Consider the following 16,200-nt stretch of genomic DNA (forward strand, 5'->3'; position numbering starts at 1 on the left):
CTTGGATTGAACGGCCTCAGGTCGGCCGCAGCGCGCTGGAGTCCATATCCAGCGCCTCGATCTGCTTGTTCCGCTCGGATTCGGTCTTGGCGCGGTGGTCGGTCGCGAGCACCACGTAGACTGCCGGCAGCACGAACAGCGTGAACAGCGTGCCGATCGACATGCCGGCCACGACCACGAGGCCGATCGAGAAGCGACTGGCGGCACCCGCGCCGCTCGCGGTCAGCAGCGGGATCAGGCCGGTGACCATCGCGGCCGTCGTCATCAGGATCGGCCGCAGACGGATGCGAGCCGACATCTCGATCGCCGAACGGCGATCGAGCCGTTCGTTGACCTGGAGCTCGTTGGCGAACTCCACCATCAGGATGCCGTGCTTGGTGATCAGGCCGACGAGTGTCAGCAGGCCGACCTGGGTGTAGATGTTCATCGTCGCCGCACCGAAGAACAGCGGGATCAGCGCACCGACGATCGCCATCGGCACCGAGATCATGATGACCAGCGGATCGCGCAGGCTCTCGAACTGCGCCGCCAGCACCAGGAAGATGATGATCAGCGCGAAAGCAAAGGTGATTGCGAGCTGATTGCCTTCCTGCACGTATTGCCTGCTGTCGGCGAGATAGTCGTGGCTGAAGCCTTGCGGCAGCTTCTTGGCCTCGCCTTCGAGGAAGTCGACCGCCGCACCGACGGTGACGCCTGGCATCGGCACGGCCGAGAAGGTCGCCGAGTTCAGCTGATTATAGTGCGTCAGCGAGTTCGGCTCGGTCGAGGTCTCGAGCGACAGGACGGTGGACAGCGGAACCTGCTGGCCGGTGTTGGTCGTGACGTAGTAACCGTCGAGCGCCTCCGGCGAGAGCCGCTTCTCCCGCGGAACCTGCGGGATCACCTGGTAGGAGCGCCCCTCCAGGTTGAAGCGGTTGATGTAGTTGCCGCCGAGCAGCACGGCCAGCGCACTACCGACGTTCTGCATGTTGATGCCGAGGTCCTGCGCCTTGGTACGATCGATCCTCACCTTCACCGTCGGCTGGTTGAAGGCGAGATCGCTATCGGAGACGATGAACATGCCGCTCTTGCGCGCAGCATCCTTCAGCTTCTCCATCTGCTCATAGACGGTCTGGAAGCCCGCGGTCGAGTTGATCACCATCTGCACCGGCAGGCCGCCCGGGCCGCCCGGGAGCGGCGGCAGGTTGAAGGCGAACGCCTGCACGCCCTCGATCTTGGAGAGCTCGGCCTGCACCAGCGGCTTAAGCTTGATCGACGAACGCTGACGCTCGTCCCAGGGCTTGAGCAGCATGCCGGCGATGCCGCCCTGAGGGCCGTTGATGCCGTTCAGCACGAAGCGCAAGTCGGTCTCGGGGAAGCTTTGAAATTTCTTGTCGAGCTTTTCGCCATAGAAATCGAGATAGTCGATATTGGCGTATTTCGGCGCCTTGGTCACCGCGAACACGATGCCCTGGTCTTCTTCCGGCGCCAGCTCCTTCGAGGTGTGCATATAGAGGAAGCCGACGAGGCCGAGGATCGTCAGCGCGAACAGGCCGGTCACCGCCTTGTAGTCGAGCGAGCGGTCGAGCCTGCGGCCGTACCAGCGCGTCACGGCGCCGAACACCTTGTTGACGAGCTTGGCGAAACGGCCCTCTTCGGTGTTCTTGAGCAGCACCGAGCACATCATCGGCGACAGCGTCAGCGCGATGACGCCCGACACGATCACCGACCCCGCCAGCGTGAACGCGAATTCGCGGAACAGCGAGCCGGTGAGGCCGCCGAGGAAGCCGATCGGCGCGTACACGGCTGCAAGCGTGATGGTCATCGAGATGACGGGGCCGACGATTTCGCGCGCGCCTTGCAGGGCCGCCTGCACCGGTGACTTGCCCTCCTCCAGATGGCGGTGGATGTTCTCCACCACCACGATGGCGTCGTCGACCACGAGACCGATCGCGAGCACCATCGCGAGCAGCGTCAGCAGGTTGAAGCTGAAGCCGAATGCGAGCATCAGCGTACAGACGCCGATCATCGACAGGGGGATGGTGACGACGGGAATGATCACCGAGCGGAATGAGGCCAGGAACAGGAAGATCACCACGATGACGATGATCACGGCCTCGCCCAGCGTCTTCTCGACCTCGTCGATCGACGACTGGATGAACTTGGTCGAGTCGTAGGCGACCTTCATCTTCATCGACGGCGGCAGATTGCGCTCGAGCTCGGGGAACAGCGCGCGCACGCCCTTCACCAGCGTCAGCGGGTTGCCTTGCGGGGTGGCCTGCACGCCGATGAAGATCGCGTGCTCGCCATTGAAGGCGACGCTCGCATCCGTGCTCTGGGCAGCAAGCTCGACGGTTGCGATGTCCTCCATCCGGACGAAGCCGCCGTCCTTGGCCTTGACGATCATCTTCCTGAACTGGTTGACGTCGGTCAGGCCCGTGTTCGTCGAGATGTTCGAGACGATCAGATAGCCCTTGGTCTGGCCAGCCGCCGACTGGAAGTTGTTGGCGGTGATCGCGGCCGCGACATCGCCGGGCGACACGTTGCGGCCGGCCATCTTCACTGGATCAAGCCACAGCCGCATCGCAAAGGTCTGGCCGCCCAGAATGTCGGCCGACGCCACGCCGTCGACGGTCGACAGCACCGGCTGCACCACGCGCGTCAGATAGTCCGAGATCGCAGAGCCCGACAGCTCCTCCGAGGAGAAGCCGAGATACATGACGGCCGTGGTCTGGCCGGTCGTCTTGGTAACGATCGGGTCGTTCGATTCCTTCGGGATCAGATATTTGACCGAGTTCACCTTGGCGAGCACCTCGGTGAGCGCCTGGTTCGGATCGAAGTTCAGCTTGATGTAGATCTGGATCGTCGAGGTGCCCTGCACCGAGGACGAGGTGATGTAGTCGACACCCTCGGCCGAGGCGACCGCCTGCTCGATCGGCGTCGTGATGAAGCCCTGGATCAGGTCAGCGGACGCGCCCGGGTACACCGTCGTGACGTTGACGACCGTGTTCGACAGTTTCGGATATTGCCGGATCGGCAGCACCATCGCCGCGCGCAAGCCGATCAGCAGGATCAGCAGGCTGACGACGACCGACAGGACCGGTCGCTTGATGAAGATATCGGTAAAGGCCATCGCGGCGATCTCGAATTCGTTTGCTTGAGTGGCGTGATCCGGCGTCAGGCCGGATCACGCGAGCGCGTCAATCAGTAGCGCGGCGGCTGCGCAGGAACGGCCGGTGCCGGATCGGACGAAATCGCCACCGGCGCACCCGATTGCAGCTTGAGCTGGCCGACGGCGACGACCTTGTCGCCCGGCTTCAGGCCCTTCAGGATCTCGACGCGGCCTTCGACCCGGTTGCCGGTCTGCACGAAGGTGCGCACCGCATTCAGGCTGGTCTTGCCGTCATCCTCCTTCTTCTCGGTGATGACGAACACGGAGTCGCCATAGAGCGTGTAGTCGACCGATGTCTCCGGAACGGTGATCACCGGCGGCTTGTCCGGCAGCACCACGGTGGTGGTCACGAACATGCCTGGCTTGAGGATCTTGCCCGGGTTCGCGATCGTCGCCTGCACGCGGATGTTGCGGGTGTCGCTCGCGATTTGCGGTTCGATGGTGGTGATCTTGCCCTCGAAGACGCGGCCCGGATAGGCATCAACCTTCAGCCGCACGGCCTGGCCGACCTTGAGATTGCCTGAGTCCTTCTCCGTCACCGTGAAGTTGGCCCACAGCACCGACAGATCCGTCAGCGACACGATCGCCGTGCCCGCGGTGAGATACTGGCCGACCTCGACCTTGCGCACGCCGAGATCGCCGGAGAACGGCGCCCGCACCAGCTTCTGCGAGATCAGCGCTTCCGTCTTGGCTATGCCTGCCATCGCCTGATCGTAGGAGGCTTGCGCCTGGTCGACGGTCGCCTGCGGACTGAACTGGCGCGCGGCGAGCTGCTTGGCACGATCGAGCGAGAGTTGCGCGACGGTCGCCTGCGCCTTGAAGTTGGCGAGATCGCCCTGCTCCGGCGCGTCGAACAGCTGCACCAGTGGCGTGCCTTCCTCGACATGCGCGCCCGGCTCGAACTTGATCTCCGTGACACGGCCGTTGACGTCGGCGGTGACATTGACCTGATGCACGGCGGCGAGCTCGCCGACCGCGGTCAACAGATTCGGCACCACCTCGTTCTTCGCCTCGGCCGCGCTGACGCTCACCGGCGGCGGCTTGTTGTTGGCGAAGAACTGCTTGATCATCTGGCCACGGAACGAATTGAACCAGACCAGCCCGCCGACGAGTGCGCCGAGCAGCAAACCGACAATGATGAACCAGCGCACCGGCTTCACCGGGCGCTTGGGCGCCTTGTCGATCGGTTCGCCCGATATCTTGTGTTCAGCCACGATGTTCATGTCATGCACTTTCTGCAATCGCCGCCTTGCCGGCACCCGGCGCCAAAGCGCGGCCCAGATGCGAAGCAATTGCGGCGTCGTTAAGTCCGATACCTCTCAGGAGAAACTCACAGAGCTGCCCTTCCAGATCGTCCGCCTTGCCGTAAGCGAGGCAGGGCGTGGCCGGCAGCCTGGTCAGCGCAGCCGTCATCAGCGAATGGTGCGCGAACCAGAACAGGTTGAGCGGCGCCGTTGCGCAGGGCCTCGCGTCCCCCGCCGCCACCGCACGCTCCAGCGAGGCGACGAAGACGGCTCCGATCAGATGCTCGATCTTGGCATAGAGCAGACGAGCAAATTCGCCATCATCCAGATGGCTAGTGACCATCAGCCGCAGGCGCTGCGCCTCTTCCTGATCCGGGCTGTCGGCGACCTGCATGAAGTGCTCGACCATGCTGCGGATCAGCTCGACCAGGGTGGCCGTCGACGGCTCACGCTCAAGAAGCTCCATCAGAGCCGGATCGGCCTCGCACTCGTCGCTGAGGATTTCGGCATAGAGCGCCGCCTTGGACGGAAAATGCTTGAACAGCAGCGCCTCGGAAATGGCAGCCGCGGCCGCCACGCTCTTGGTCGTGGTGCCGGTATACCCGTGACGGGCAAAACAACGTTTAGCGGCACCGAGGATGAGTTGCCTCCTCAGGTCGCTGGTCATACGCAATGAGCTCATGTGAGTGAGTAAGCACTCACCCACGCAAAAGTCAAGCAGGATGCTGCGATGCAACCAAAATGCGTTGGCGACTCAGCGGGATATCGCCCCCTGGGCCGCCGGCACTGAGCTAGATCGGCGGGAACCCGAGGTCGCCGCGCAGCCGGTTGACGATGTAGGTGCCGTCGCGCGTGGGCAGGATCCGGGTCAGTTCGGCACTGTCGATCTTCACATTGGCAAAGCGGGGGCCGGCCGAGACGTCATGGACGGACGCGGCGAAGGCCTCGACCTCCGCCATGGTGGAGATCGCCCGGCTGTCCTTGATACCGCAGGCCTTGGCGACGCCGACGAGATCGGCGGCGGCCGAGGTGTGACTGGTCTGGCCACCGGTCTCGCCATAGCGTTCGTTGTCCAGCACCACGATCGAGAGATTGGCGGGCTTCTGCAGGCCGATGGTGGCAAGACTCCCCATACCCATCAGCATCTCGCCATCGCCGGTGATGACCAGCACCGGCAGTTTTGGCTGGGCCAGCGCCAGCCCCAGGCCAATCATCGCGGCGCCGCCCATGCCGCCCCAGAGATAGAAGTTGCGCGCATGGTCACCGGCGGCGCTGATGTCGTTGGTCGAGGCGCCGAGACCACCGATCGCGACCACATCCCTGCGGTTCGCAAGCAGCGCGGTGACGACCTGGCGGCGATCGAGGAGATTGGTCTTGCTCATTTGGTGAAAACCTTGGCACCGATCAGGCGCTGCGACAGGAGAACGGCGGTCGGCGTCAACGCGTTGTAGGCCTGCGCTGCGGCGGCCTCCAGCACGGCCGGCACTTCGGCGGCCTGCGACGCGCGCAGCACCTTAACGCCGGAGAGTTCGAACACGCCCTGCGTGGTCGATCCCATTGGTACCTGCCAGGGATTGAACTCGCCCCATTCGCCGCGCATCGTCACCAGCGTGAGGAACGGAAAGCGCAGGATCGGGATCAGCGACAGCATGTTGATGCAATTGCCGACCCCGCTCGACTGCATCAGCAGCACGCCGCGCTGTCCGCCGGTCCAAGCGCCGGCAAGCAGCGCCACGCCCTCCTCCTCGGTCGTCAGCGGAATGCCGCGCATGCTGGAGGACGCGAGCACGCGCTCGATGAGTTTGGAGTGTCCGGCATCGGGCACATAAGGCACCTGCCGGACATCGAAGCGCTCCAGGGCCGCGAAGATCTCGTCAGGCCATGACGGCGGGGCATCAGCATCAGTGCGCGCGTGCATTTTGGTGTCCAGTCGGCTAGCAAGTCGGAAGAAGTCTAGACGGACGCACGCGTCGTTCGAAGAACAATAACGGCATATCGGCTTTAACCGGTGAGTATAGCGGGATGAACGCACACGCGAGAGAGCTGGCGGCGAGCTTCGACCTGGAGAAGCTGACCGCGGAATTCTACGACAACCCCTATCCCACCTATCGTGCACTGCGGGAGAACGAGCCGGTCAAGCGCCTGCCGAACGGCACGGTGTTCCTGACGCGCTATGACGATCTGGTCGCCGCCTACAAGAACACGAGATCGTTCAGCTCGGACAAGAAGAAGGAGTTCGCGCCGAAATACGGCGCCTCCCTGCTCTACGAGCACCACACCACGAGCCTCGTCTTCAACGATCCGCCCGCCCACACCCGCGTGCGGCGCCTGATCATGGGCGCGCTGTCGCCGCGCGCGATCGCCAGCATGGAGGTCGATCTGGTTGCGCTGGTCGATCGGCTGCTCGATGCCATCGCTGCCAAAGGCGACTGCGAACTGATCGGCGACTTCGCCGCCTCCATCCCCATCGAGGTGATCGGCAACCTGCTTGACGTCCCCCATGACGAGCGCGAGCCGCTGCGCGGCTGGTCGCTGGCGATTTTGGGCGCGCTCGAGCCAGTCATCTCGCCGGAAGCTTTTGCACGCGGCAATCAAGCGGTGAAGGACTTCCTTGCCTATCTCACAACGCTTGTCGCGCGCCGGCGCCAAAAACCCGGCAATCCCGAGCGCGACGTGCTGACGCGCCTGATCCAGGGAGAAGATAGCGGCGAGGACAATGGCGAACGGCTGACCGAGACCGAGCTGCTGCACAATTGCATCTTCCTGCTCAATGCCGGCCATGAGACGACCACCAACCTCATCGGCAACGGCCTCGTGGCACTCGACCGCCATCCCGACCAGAAGCAGCGGCTGATCCAGAACCCCGAACTGATCAAGACGGCGGTCGAGGAGATGGCGCGCTACGAGAGCTCAAACCAGCTCGGCAACCGCATGACCACCGAGCCGGTCGAGCTCGGCGGCGTGGCGTTGGAGGCCGGCACCTCGATTACGCTGTGCATTGGCGCTGCGAACCGCGATCCCGCGCAATTTCCTGATCCCGAAGTCTTCGACATCGCGCGCGCACCTAACCGCCATCTCGCCTTCGCCACCGGCGCGCATCAATGCGCCGGCATGGCGCTGGCGCGGCTGGAAGGCGCCATCGCGATTTCGCACTTCCTGGCGCGCTTCCCGAACTATGCCTTGAGCGGGAAGCCCGTGCGTGGCGGCCGCGTCCGGTTCCGCGGCTTCCTCAGCGTGCCGTGCTCGATCGGCTGATGGGTGGCGAGGAAACACATGAGCATCGAGAGCTTGCGTAAGCGCTGGGCCGATCCGCTCTTGACGGCGCTGACCGGACTCCTCGTCGTCATGATGTTCGTCGTTGCGCCGCTCCAGGCCCTCGGAATCTTCGCCTTCCAGGTATCCGAGCTCGTACTCGCGCTGCTGCTCGTTTGCGGCATCTTCATCATCTCGGGGAGTCCGATCGCGGTCGCGGCGATGCTGCTCGCACTCGTCATGATCGTCATCGGCGCCGTCCTGCGCTTCCACTCGCCCTCGCTGCTCGACCTCAACCTCTTCGCCGGCTCATGGTTCATCCTCGGCGTCGCGATGGCGTGGGCTGTGGCGCGCGCGACCTTTGCACCCGGGCGCATCAATTTTCATCGCGTCATCGGCGCCGTCCTGCTCTACTTCACCGTCGCCGTGATCTTCGCAGCTCTTTTCACCTTCGTCGGATCGCTCGTGCCGGAAGCCTTTTCCGGCATGAAGGTGCAAGATAGTCCGGCGCTGGCAAGCCAAGTGATCTATTTCAGCTTCGCAACCATGACGACGACCGGCTACGGCGACGTTGCACCCGTGCATCCCATCGTTCGCAGCCTCTGCAATCTCGAAGCCATATTCGGACAGCTCTATCCGGCGACCCTGCTGGCGAGGCTGGTGACGCTGGAGCTCGAGCACCGCGACAAGGAGTGAGTTTCGAAACGTGTCTCGCATTTTCGGCCAAGGCCCGAATGCCTACGGCAGACAAGCTGGAGTGACGGCTGCCTGCGTCGGAAGATCCCAAGGCCGGTGGCCATCAACAACGAACGATTTCGCCAATCGGGTGCAGCCGGCGTTGGACGAGTTCTATGCGACGCTGAGCAGCGAGCAGAAGGCGCTTCAACGCGCTGCCCCGGACGGCAAGCCAGTGATTGCAAGCCAGTGATTTTCGCATCGCTGCCTGAGTACCGATCCTACACCACGCTCCGGTGCCGTTCGATGCAGGTGCGCAACACCTCATCCATCGGCTTGTCCCACCAGTCATTGGAGAAGATCTCGATCTCGGAATAGCCGGCATAGCCTTGGGCCTCGACCGCGGAGCGCACCGATTTGATATCGATCACCCCGTCGCCCATCATGCCGCGGTCGTTGAGGATGTCCTTCGTCGGCACCAGCCAGTCGCAGACATGGAACGCCAGCAGGCGATCCTGGCCCGCGCGCGCGACCTGGCTCATCAGCTCCGGATCCCACCAGATGTGATAGACGTCGAGCGCGACGCCCAACGTACCGCTGCGACCGGGATCGAGCCGGTCGCAGATATCGAGCGCCTGCTTCGTCGTGTTCACGCAGGCGCGGTCCGCGGCATAAGCCGGATGCAACGGCTCGATCGCAAGCGGCAGTCTTGCTTGACTGGCGTAGTCGAGCATTTCACCGAGAGCATCCTCGACCTGCGCACGCGCTGAAACGATATCTTTCGAGGCGCCACTGCCCGGCCGCGAATATTGCGGCAGGCCGCCGACGACCAGCACGATGCAGGAGGCGCCAAGCGCCTTGGCTTCGTCCACGCAGCGGCGATTGTCGTCGCGCACCTCCGTGCGGCGCGCAGCGTCGGACGTGAACATGCCGCCACGGCAATAGCCCGAGAGCTCCAGCCCGGCGTCGCGCACCGCGCGCACGGCACGGTCGAGCCCCACATTGGCGACCTGATCGCGCCAGGGATCGATGGCGCGAATGCCGTGGCGCGCGCAGGCGTCGATGATGGCGACGAGGTCGCCCTGCCTGCGGACCGTCGCCGTGTTCAGCGACAGCCAGCGATGATCGGAAGAGAAGTCGCGCATCAGGCTTCGATTCCGCGTGAGGCCATCACGGTCTTCATCCGCTGTGTCGCGGCTTCCGGATTGGCGAGCAGCCCGGCCTGATCAGCGAGCCGGAACAGCTCGGCCAGATGGAGCGTCGAGCGCGCGCTCTCCTGTCCGCCCACCATGGTGAAGTGATCCTGGTGGCCGTTCAGATAGGCCATGAACACAACGCCGGTCTTGTAGAACCGCGTCGGCGCCTTGAAGATGTGACGCGACAGCGGCACGGTCGGCCCCAGCACGTCGTGGAAACCGGCCTCGTCGCCGGCCGCGAGCCGCGACAGCGCATATGAGGCCGCCGGCGCGATCGCGTCGAAAATACCGAGCAATGCGTGCGAAAAGCCCTCTTCGTCGCCGGCGATCAGCTCCGCATAGTTGAAGTCATCGCCGGTGTACATCTTGATGCGCTGGTCGAGGCGACGGCGCATGTCGATCTCGCGCTGCTTGTCGAGCAGCGAGACTTTGACGCCATCGACTTTGGCGGCATTGCCGTTGATGATGGCGACGGCGGTATCCATCGCCTTGTCCAGATCCGTGGTGCCCCAATAGCCCGTCAGGGCCGGATCGAACATGTCTCCGAGCCAGTGGATGATCACGGGCTCGCGGACTTGCGACAACACACGGTCATAGACCTTGGCGTAGTCGTCGGCATTGCGGCCGAGTCTTGCCAGCGCCCGCGACGCCATCAGGATGATGCGGCCGCCGACCTTCTCGACCGCCGCAATCTGCTCCTCATAGGCGCGGATCACGTCGTCGAGGCCTTTGGCATCCTCGACCGCGAGGTGATCGGTACCCGCCCCCGAGAACACCAGCGCGTTGCGCCGCTTTGCGGCTGCGACCGATCGCGTGATCAATTCCAGCGAGGTCGGCCAGTCCAGCCCCATGCCGCGCTGCGCGGTGTCCATGGCTTCGGCAACACCAAGACCGAGATCCCAGACATGCTCGCGGAAGGCAATGGTCTTGTCCCAGTCGATAGCGGCGGAGAGCCAGGGATCGTTGTCGGCGAGCGGATCAGCCACCATGTGCGCGGCCGAGAACGCAACGCGGTTCAGCGTGCCCTCGAGCTTTGCAGGGAAGCTGCGCGAGGCAGCAAGCCGATAGATCTCGATCGAACGATCCGCCTTCGGCAGTTTCAGCGACAAGGACGATGTCGGCATGACCGGCTTGTTCATGGCTTCCTCCTCAGACCTTGATCGGGGCAACGTCGATCCAGCGCCGCTCCTTCCAGCTCTTCAGCGCACATTCGGCGAGCTGTACTCCCTTGGCGCCTTCGAGCAGCGTGAACTTGTACGGCGCATCCTCGCAGACGTGCCGGATGTACATCTCCCACTGCTCCTTGAAGCCGTTGTCGTAGGAGACATTGTCCGGCAACTTCTGCCAGTCGCCGTAGAAATCATGCAGCCGCTTCTCGTCGGGATTCCACACCGGCCGGGGCGTCGCCTGGCGCGCCTGGATCATGCAGTCGGAGAGGCCCGCCACGGCCGAGCCGAGCGTACCGTCGACCTGGAAGGTGACGAGATCATCGCGATAGACGCGCGTGACCCAGGACATGTTGATATGGGCGATGATGCCGCCCTTGAGCTGGAAGGTGGCGTAGGCGGAGTCATCGGCCGTCGCCTTGTACGTCTGGCCCTGCTCGTCATAGCGTTCGGGAATGTCGGTGTTGCCGATGCAGACCACGCTCTCGACGTCGCCAAAGAGATTGTCGAGCACGTATCGCCAGTGGCAGACCATGTCCAGGATGATGCCGCCGCCATCCTCATTGCGATAGTTCCAGGATGGCCGCTGCGCCTCCTGCCAGCCGCCTTCGAATACCCAATAGCCGAACTCGCCGCGCACCGAGAGGATGCGGCCGAAGAATCCGGAATCGCGCAGGAACGCGAGCTTCTTCAATCCCGGAAGGAACAGCTTGTCCTGCACCGTGCCGTGCTTGACGCCCTTCGCGTTGGCGAGCCGCACCACTTCGACAGCTTCCTCGAAATTGGTCGCAATCGGCTTCTCGCAATAGACGTGCTTGCCGGCGTTGATCGCGCGGGTCAGCAGGTTCGGTCGCGCCTGCGTGGTCGCGGCGTCGAAGAACACGCTATCGTTCTCGTCGGCCAGCGCCGCATCGAGATCGGTGGTCCAGCGCGTGATGTTGAACTGCTTTGCCAGCCGCTCGATCTTGTCGGCGCTGCGGCCGACCAGGATCGGATCGGGCATCACGCGGTCGCCGTTCTTCAGCTTGACGCCGCCCTGGTCGCGGATCGCGACGATCGAGCGGATCAGATGCTGGTTGAGCCCCATGCGGCCGGTGACGCCGTTCATGATGAGGCCGAGGCGTTGCGTGGTCATGCCGATTGCTCCTGGAGTGATCTTGGCTGCTCGAGCGGCGCCAGTGCCGACCAGTCCGGATGGACCGACGTCGCAAAGCCCGGTATGGCGAGCGATCCCGTCAGGAGATCGCCGTCGTGAATGGAAAGGCGGATGCCCCGGCCGGTATCGGCATAGAGATCGGGGTGCGCGACCGCGAACGCCCTTGCTTCGCCTGCGGGCGCATCGCCAAAGCCGTCGGCATAGTGGTGGCCGTTGCGCTCGGCGTGGGTGATGCCGATGAGGGCGCCGAGCGCGAGATCCTGCTGGACTGCAAGGCCGGCCTGGCAGGTCAGGTCCTCGCTGGTGACGAAGAACTTTTCGCCGCCGGCACTCCATTTCGCGGCGCGGGTAGCGTTGATGATCGACTTGTAAAGGCCCTTGCAGGATTTCGACGAAATGCCGCGATAACCGAGCGCCCGCGCTGCCGGGAAGGCATCATAGGAATCGTCGGCCTCGTCGATGATGAAGCTGCGTGCCGCGAGCGAGCCAAGCGGCGTCTGCCGGGTAATATCGCGGGGCATCGGCTGCTCGATGTAGAGCAGTCGCGTCGCGATCGACCGTAGCGCCGCGTCCCGGTCAAGCCGATCGATCAGCGCGTGCAGCGCGGCGAGATCGGCGTATTGTTCGTTGGCGTCGAGCGAAACCTTGTAGCCATGTCCGAGCGTCCCAAGCTCGGTGCCGATGCGCGCCAGCCGCTTCGCATCATCTTGCGGATTGCCGGAAAGCTTGAGCTTGAAATAACGCGCCCCGCGGTTTTCCTGCGCATCAGCGACGCCGCCCTTCCCTTCGATGTTGTCGTCGAGACCAACCGTGTGCCTGACCGCGACCCGCAGCAGCGGCTTACGCTCGCCCAGGAATTTTGCGATGTCGGCGCGGACCAGATCGGGCGCAAGCCGGGCATCGACACCGGCGATGTTCTCGGTCATGCCATCGAAGAAACTTGTCCCGGCTGCCCGCAGCAGCGCATCCAGGACGGCCTTGTCGATCTCGGCGGGGCCGTAGGCAGCCGTGAGCGCTGGGATGTCCCTTTTTGCGCAGGCGGCAACATGCGCGCCGGTACAGACGGCGTGCAGGCCGAATGCGGTATGGAATCCCGATTGCGCCAGATAGAGCTCGCGCGCGATCTCGAGCGAGCGGCGCAACTCATCGACCGTCTGCTCCGGCGAGAGCTCTGGCCGCTTGTCGAACCATTTTGGCACCAGCAGCTCGGCGCTGGCGCCGACTGCGGTTCCCCTACCCGTCCCCTTGCCCTCGACCTCGATCTCGGCCCGCACGAAGATCTGGGGCGTTGCGCTGATGGTGACAGCGCCGAAACGGAACGGCCGCGTGAAGCGCACGGGCCGTTCGAAAAATGCGATGTCTCGCAGCTTCAGGCGCGGGGACATGTTACGGCCTGACGAGGTTGGTGAGCGAGGTTTGGCCGCGGCCGCGGTGCAGCTCTCCCGCTTGCGGGAGAGCTCGGCACGAAGTGCCGGGTGAGGGTTTTCTCCTCTGGAGGGTTTTCGCGAGCGGAAACACCCTCTCCCCAACCCTCCCCCGCAGGCGGGGGAGGAAGCGCACCGTCTTCTTGGCTACGGCCAGAACCAATCGCATTGCCTTAATCCAATGCACCTTGCGTGAAGAAGTGCGTGCGGATGCGTTGCACGAGCTCGGTGAAGACGGGGTCGGCCATCACGTCGAGCGAACGCGGACGCGGCAGCGGCACGTCGTAGATCGCCGCGATCGCGCCCGGCCGCTCGGTCATGACCAGGACTCGGTCAGCGAGGAACACGGCTTCTGAAATGGAATGCGTGATCAGCAGCACCGTCTTGCCGGTCTCGCGCTGGATTCGCATCAGCTCCACGTTCATGCGCTCGCGCGTCAGCGCATCGAGCGCGCCGAACGGCTCGTCCATCAGCATGATCTTGGGATCGTGCACCAGCGCACGGCAGATCGAGGCGCGCTGCTGCATGCCTCCGGAAAGCTGCCAGGGCAGCTTCTTCTCGAACCCTTCGAGGCCGACCAGCTTCAGCAATTGCTTCGCGCGTTCGAGATATTTCGCCCGCGGCAGCCGTTTCATGTCGATCGGCAGCATCACGTTGGTCAAGATGTTGCGCCACGGTAGCAGCAGCGCGTTCTGGAAGACGATGCCGACATTGCCGTGCGGCTTCGTCACCTTCTCGCCGTCGACCAGGATTTCACCGCTCGACGGCGGCAAGAGCCCGGAGATCAGTTTCAGCAACGTGGACTTGCCGCAGCCGGAGGGGCCGACCACGACAAAGAACTCGCCCTCATTGATGTGGAAGTCGAGCGGCCGCAGCGACGGCACGTCGCCGTCGCGCGAACGATAGGTTTTCGACACGCCGGACAGCTTGATGCCCGACGTGTCGCTGCCGGCCCGGTCGCTCACCAGTCGAAGATGAGCGGCCGGCTGCACGTCGCTTGGTTTGGCCGCCGATTTCACGAGTCGCCCTTCGGCAGATAGTCGTTGGTGTAGAACGCCTTCGGGTTCTCCTTGGCCTTGGCATCGAGACCGCCATATTCGACCAAGAGGTTGACCGTATCGGTCATGTTCTGGTCGGTGACCTGGAACGGCCGCTTGTTCTTGGTCTCGGCGGTCCGGTAGAGCGGAATGGTCAGCTCAAAGCCCTGCGTCAGCGTGTCGATCTTGCCGCCCTTCGGATTGGCGTCGAGGATCGACTGCGCGGCGGCCTTCGGGTCCTTCTCAGCGGCTTCCACCGCCTTGGTCGTCGCCGACATGAAGCGGCGGACGAGATCGGCATTGGCCTTCACGTAGTCCGCGTTGGCGATGATGCCCGAGGAGACCATGTTGATGCCGTAGTCGGCAAACTTGATCGGATAAACATCCTTGCCGGTCGCATCCTTGATCTTCATCGACTGGTCCATGACATAGCCGAGGAGGAGGTCGGCCTGGCCGTTGATGACCGCGTTGAGCTTGGTCTGGCCGTCACCGGCAACGGTCTGGAAGTCGCTCTCCTTCAGGCCAGTCTTCTTCAGGAACAACGGCCAGATCTGCGTCATCGAGTCCGCGGGGGTGATCGCTACCGTCTTGCCCTTGATGTCCTCGGGCTTCCTGATGTTCTTGTCGACAAAACCCATCGCCGACATCGGGCTGGTCTGGAGCAGCACGCCGGTCGCGATCACGGGCGCACCCTTGATTGCGGCGCGCATCATGGTGGGAACGTCGACATAGCCGAAGTCGGCGGTCTTGGCCGCAACGGCCTGCGTCGTTGCCGCCGAGCCGCGGCCTTCCTGGATCTCGAGGTCGATGCCTTCAGCGGCGTAAATGCCCTTGGCCTTGCCGTAATAGAACGGCGCGTGCTCGCCATAGACATACCAGTTGAGCATCAGCACGACCTTGTCGGCGGCCTGTGCCGGCGCGACGAAGAGCGCCATCAGCGTCACCGAGACAACTCCTATCCACCGCCTCATCACGTCTCTCCCTTGTCGTTTTGTTTCGGCCGTTGCTGGCCATTCGTTGTTTTAGCTTTTGTTTGAGCATCGGAAAACCGCTGCACACTTTTCCGGATCATGCTCTAAGAGGCAAAAATGACGTCCTCGCGCTGGCTGACATGCCAGGGAATGACGAGGCGCTCGATCCGGTCGACGATCCAGAACAGCACCACGCCGAGCAGCGCCAGGATCACCAGCGCCGCGAACATCGTCGGCAGGTCGAAGGTTCCGATCGAGCGCTGCATGACGTAGCCGATACCGGAATTGGAACCGACGAACTCGCCGACAACTGCGCCAACGACGGCGAGCGTCACGGAGACTTTCAGGCCGGAGAAGATCGCCGGTAGCGCATGCGGCAGGTTCACCGCGCGGAACACCTGGAAGCGACTGCCCTGCATAGCGCGAGCGAGATCGACCATATCAGGATCGACCGACTTGAAGCCCTGCACGGCGGAAACCACCACGGGGAAGAATCCGAGCAGGAATGCGGAAATCACTTTTGGAATGATGCCGAAGCCGAACCAGACCACGAACAGTGGCGCGATCGCGATCTTCGGCACGGACTGCGAGAACACCAGAAGCGGATAGACGTAGCTCTCGACCGTCTTCGAGCCTGCGATCAGCATCGCCACGGGAATGCCGAACAGCGCGGACAGGAGGAAACCGCAGACCGTTGCATAGGTCGTCGGCCAGCACTGTCGCAACAGTTCCGGCCAGTCGGTGCGCAGCACCGCGACGACGTCGGCCGGCGCCGGAATCTGGTAGGCGGGAATCCTGAACAGCCGGATCGCGAGATCCCAGGCAATGACGACGAATACCAGGAACAGGAACGGCCGCACCCAGACCGCGTTCAGCATTTTCGACAGCGCACTCTGCGGTTTGGCCTCCGCCACATCTCACTCCCGGT

At 63.6% G+C, this 16,200-nt stretch carries 14 protein-coding genes; 2 read left to right on the plus strand and 12 right to left on the minus strand.

From position 1 onward, the window contains the following. Nucleotides 1–16 precede the first annotated feature (16 nt). The 5 genes from SO140_RS04250 to SO140_RS04270 form a co-directional block, all read right to left on the minus strand. Nucleotides 17–3,112 (minus strand): MexW/MexI family multidrug efflux RND transporter permease subunit, encoded by a 3,096-nt coding sequence (locus SO140_RS04250; protein WP_449379460.1) that lies wholly within the window; start codon nucleotides 3,110–3,112, stop codon nucleotides 17–19. Nucleotides 3,113–3,183: 71 nt separating this feature from the next. After that, nucleotides 3,184–4,374 (minus strand): efflux RND transporter periplasmic adaptor subunit, encoded by a 1,191-nt coding sequence (locus SO140_RS04255; protein WP_449379461.1) that lies wholly within the window; start codon nucleotides 4,372–4,374, stop codon nucleotides 3,184–3,186. Between the two features lies 1 nt (nucleotide 4,375). After that, complete coding sequence (locus SO140_RS04260) at nucleotides 4,376–5,077, minus strand: TetR/AcrR family transcriptional regulator (RefSeq protein ID WP_474798182.1); 702 nt, start codon at nucleotides 5,075–5,077, stop codon at nucleotides 4,376–4,378. A gap of 109 nt (nucleotides 5,078–5,186) precedes the next feature. Beyond that, on the minus strand, nucleotides 5,187–5,777 hold the full coding sequence (locus SO140_RS04265; RefSeq protein ID WP_449379462.1) for a thiamine pyrophosphate-dependent enzyme: 591 nt from the start codon (nucleotides 5,775–5,777) through the stop codon (nucleotides 5,187–5,189). Next, a complete protein-coding gene (locus tag SO140_RS04270) occupies nucleotides 5,774–6,313 on the minus strand; it encodes a phosphonopyruvate decarboxylase (protein WP_449379463.1) in 540 nt (179 codons plus the stop codon). The genes SO140_RS04265 and SO140_RS04270 overlap by 4 nt, the downstream gene beginning before the upstream one ends. Nucleotides 6,314–6,417: 104 nt before the next feature. Between SO140_RS04270 and SO140_RS04275 the strand changes: the two genes are divergently transcribed. Next, complete coding sequence (locus SO140_RS04275) at nucleotides 6,418–7,650, plus strand: cytochrome P450 (protein WP_449379464.1); 1,233 nt, start codon at nucleotides 6,418–6,420, stop codon at nucleotides 7,648–7,650. An 18-nt stretch (nucleotides 7,651–7,668) separates the two neighbouring features. After that, on the plus strand, nucleotides 7,669–8,343 hold the full coding sequence (locus tag SO140_RS04280) for an ion channel (protein ID WP_449379465.1): 675 nt from the start codon (nucleotides 7,669–7,671) through the stop codon (nucleotides 8,341–8,343). Between the two features lie 260 nt (nucleotides 8,344–8,603). On the opposite strand, the gene SO140_RS04285 is transcribed toward SO140_RS04280, so the two are convergent. From SO140_RS04285 to SO140_RS04315, 7 genes are all read right to left on the minus strand, one after another. Then, nucleotides 8,604–9,467, minus strand: coding sequence for a sugar phosphate isomerase/epimerase family protein (locus SO140_RS04285; protein WP_449379466.1), 864 nt, complete (start codon nucleotides 9,465–9,467; stop codon nucleotides 8,604–8,606). Continuing rightward, nucleotides 9,467–10,657 (minus strand): dihydrodipicolinate synthase family protein, encoded by a 1,191-nt coding sequence (locus SO140_RS04290; protein WP_449379467.1) that lies wholly within the window; start codon nucleotides 10,655–10,657, stop codon nucleotides 9,467–9,469. The genes SO140_RS04285 and SO140_RS04290 overlap by 1 nt, the downstream gene beginning before the upstream one ends. 10 nt (nucleotides 10,658–10,667) lie before the next feature. Then, a complete protein-coding gene (locus SO140_RS04295; protein ID WP_449379468.1) occupies nucleotides 10,668–11,819 on the minus strand; it encodes a Gfo/Idh/MocA family protein in 1,152 nt (383 codons plus the stop codon). After that, nucleotides 11,816–13,225, minus strand: coding sequence for a hypothetical protein (locus tag SO140_RS04300; RefSeq protein ID WP_449379469.1), 1,410 nt, complete (start codon nucleotides 13,223–13,225; stop codon nucleotides 11,816–11,818). Before SO140_RS04300 ends, SO140_RS04295 begins: the two co-directional genes overlap by 4 nt. A gap of 212 nt (nucleotides 13,226–13,437) precedes the next feature. Further along, nucleotides 13,438–14,283 (minus strand): ABC transporter ATP-binding protein, encoded by an 846-nt coding sequence (locus SO140_RS04305; RefSeq protein WP_449379470.1) that lies wholly within the window; start codon nucleotides 14,281–14,283, stop codon nucleotides 13,438–13,440. Further along, nucleotides 14,280–15,272 carry an ABC transporter substrate-binding protein gene (locus SO140_RS04310; RefSeq protein WP_449379471.1) on the minus strand — a complete coding sequence of 331 codons (993 nt, stop codon included), beginning with the start codon at nucleotides 15,270–15,272 and terminating at the stop codon, nucleotides 14,280–14,282. Before SO140_RS04310 ends, SO140_RS04305 begins: the two co-directional genes overlap by 4 nt. Nucleotides 15,273–15,376: 104 nt before the next feature. After that, on the minus strand, nucleotides 15,377–16,186 hold the full coding sequence (locus SO140_RS04315; protein WP_449379472.1) for an ABC transporter permease: 810 nt from the start codon (nucleotides 16,184–16,186) through the stop codon (nucleotides 15,377–15,379). Between the last annotated feature and the right edge of the window lie 14 nt (nucleotides 16,187–16,200).

Source organism: Bradyrhizobium sp. UFLA05-108, assembly GCF_059803455.1.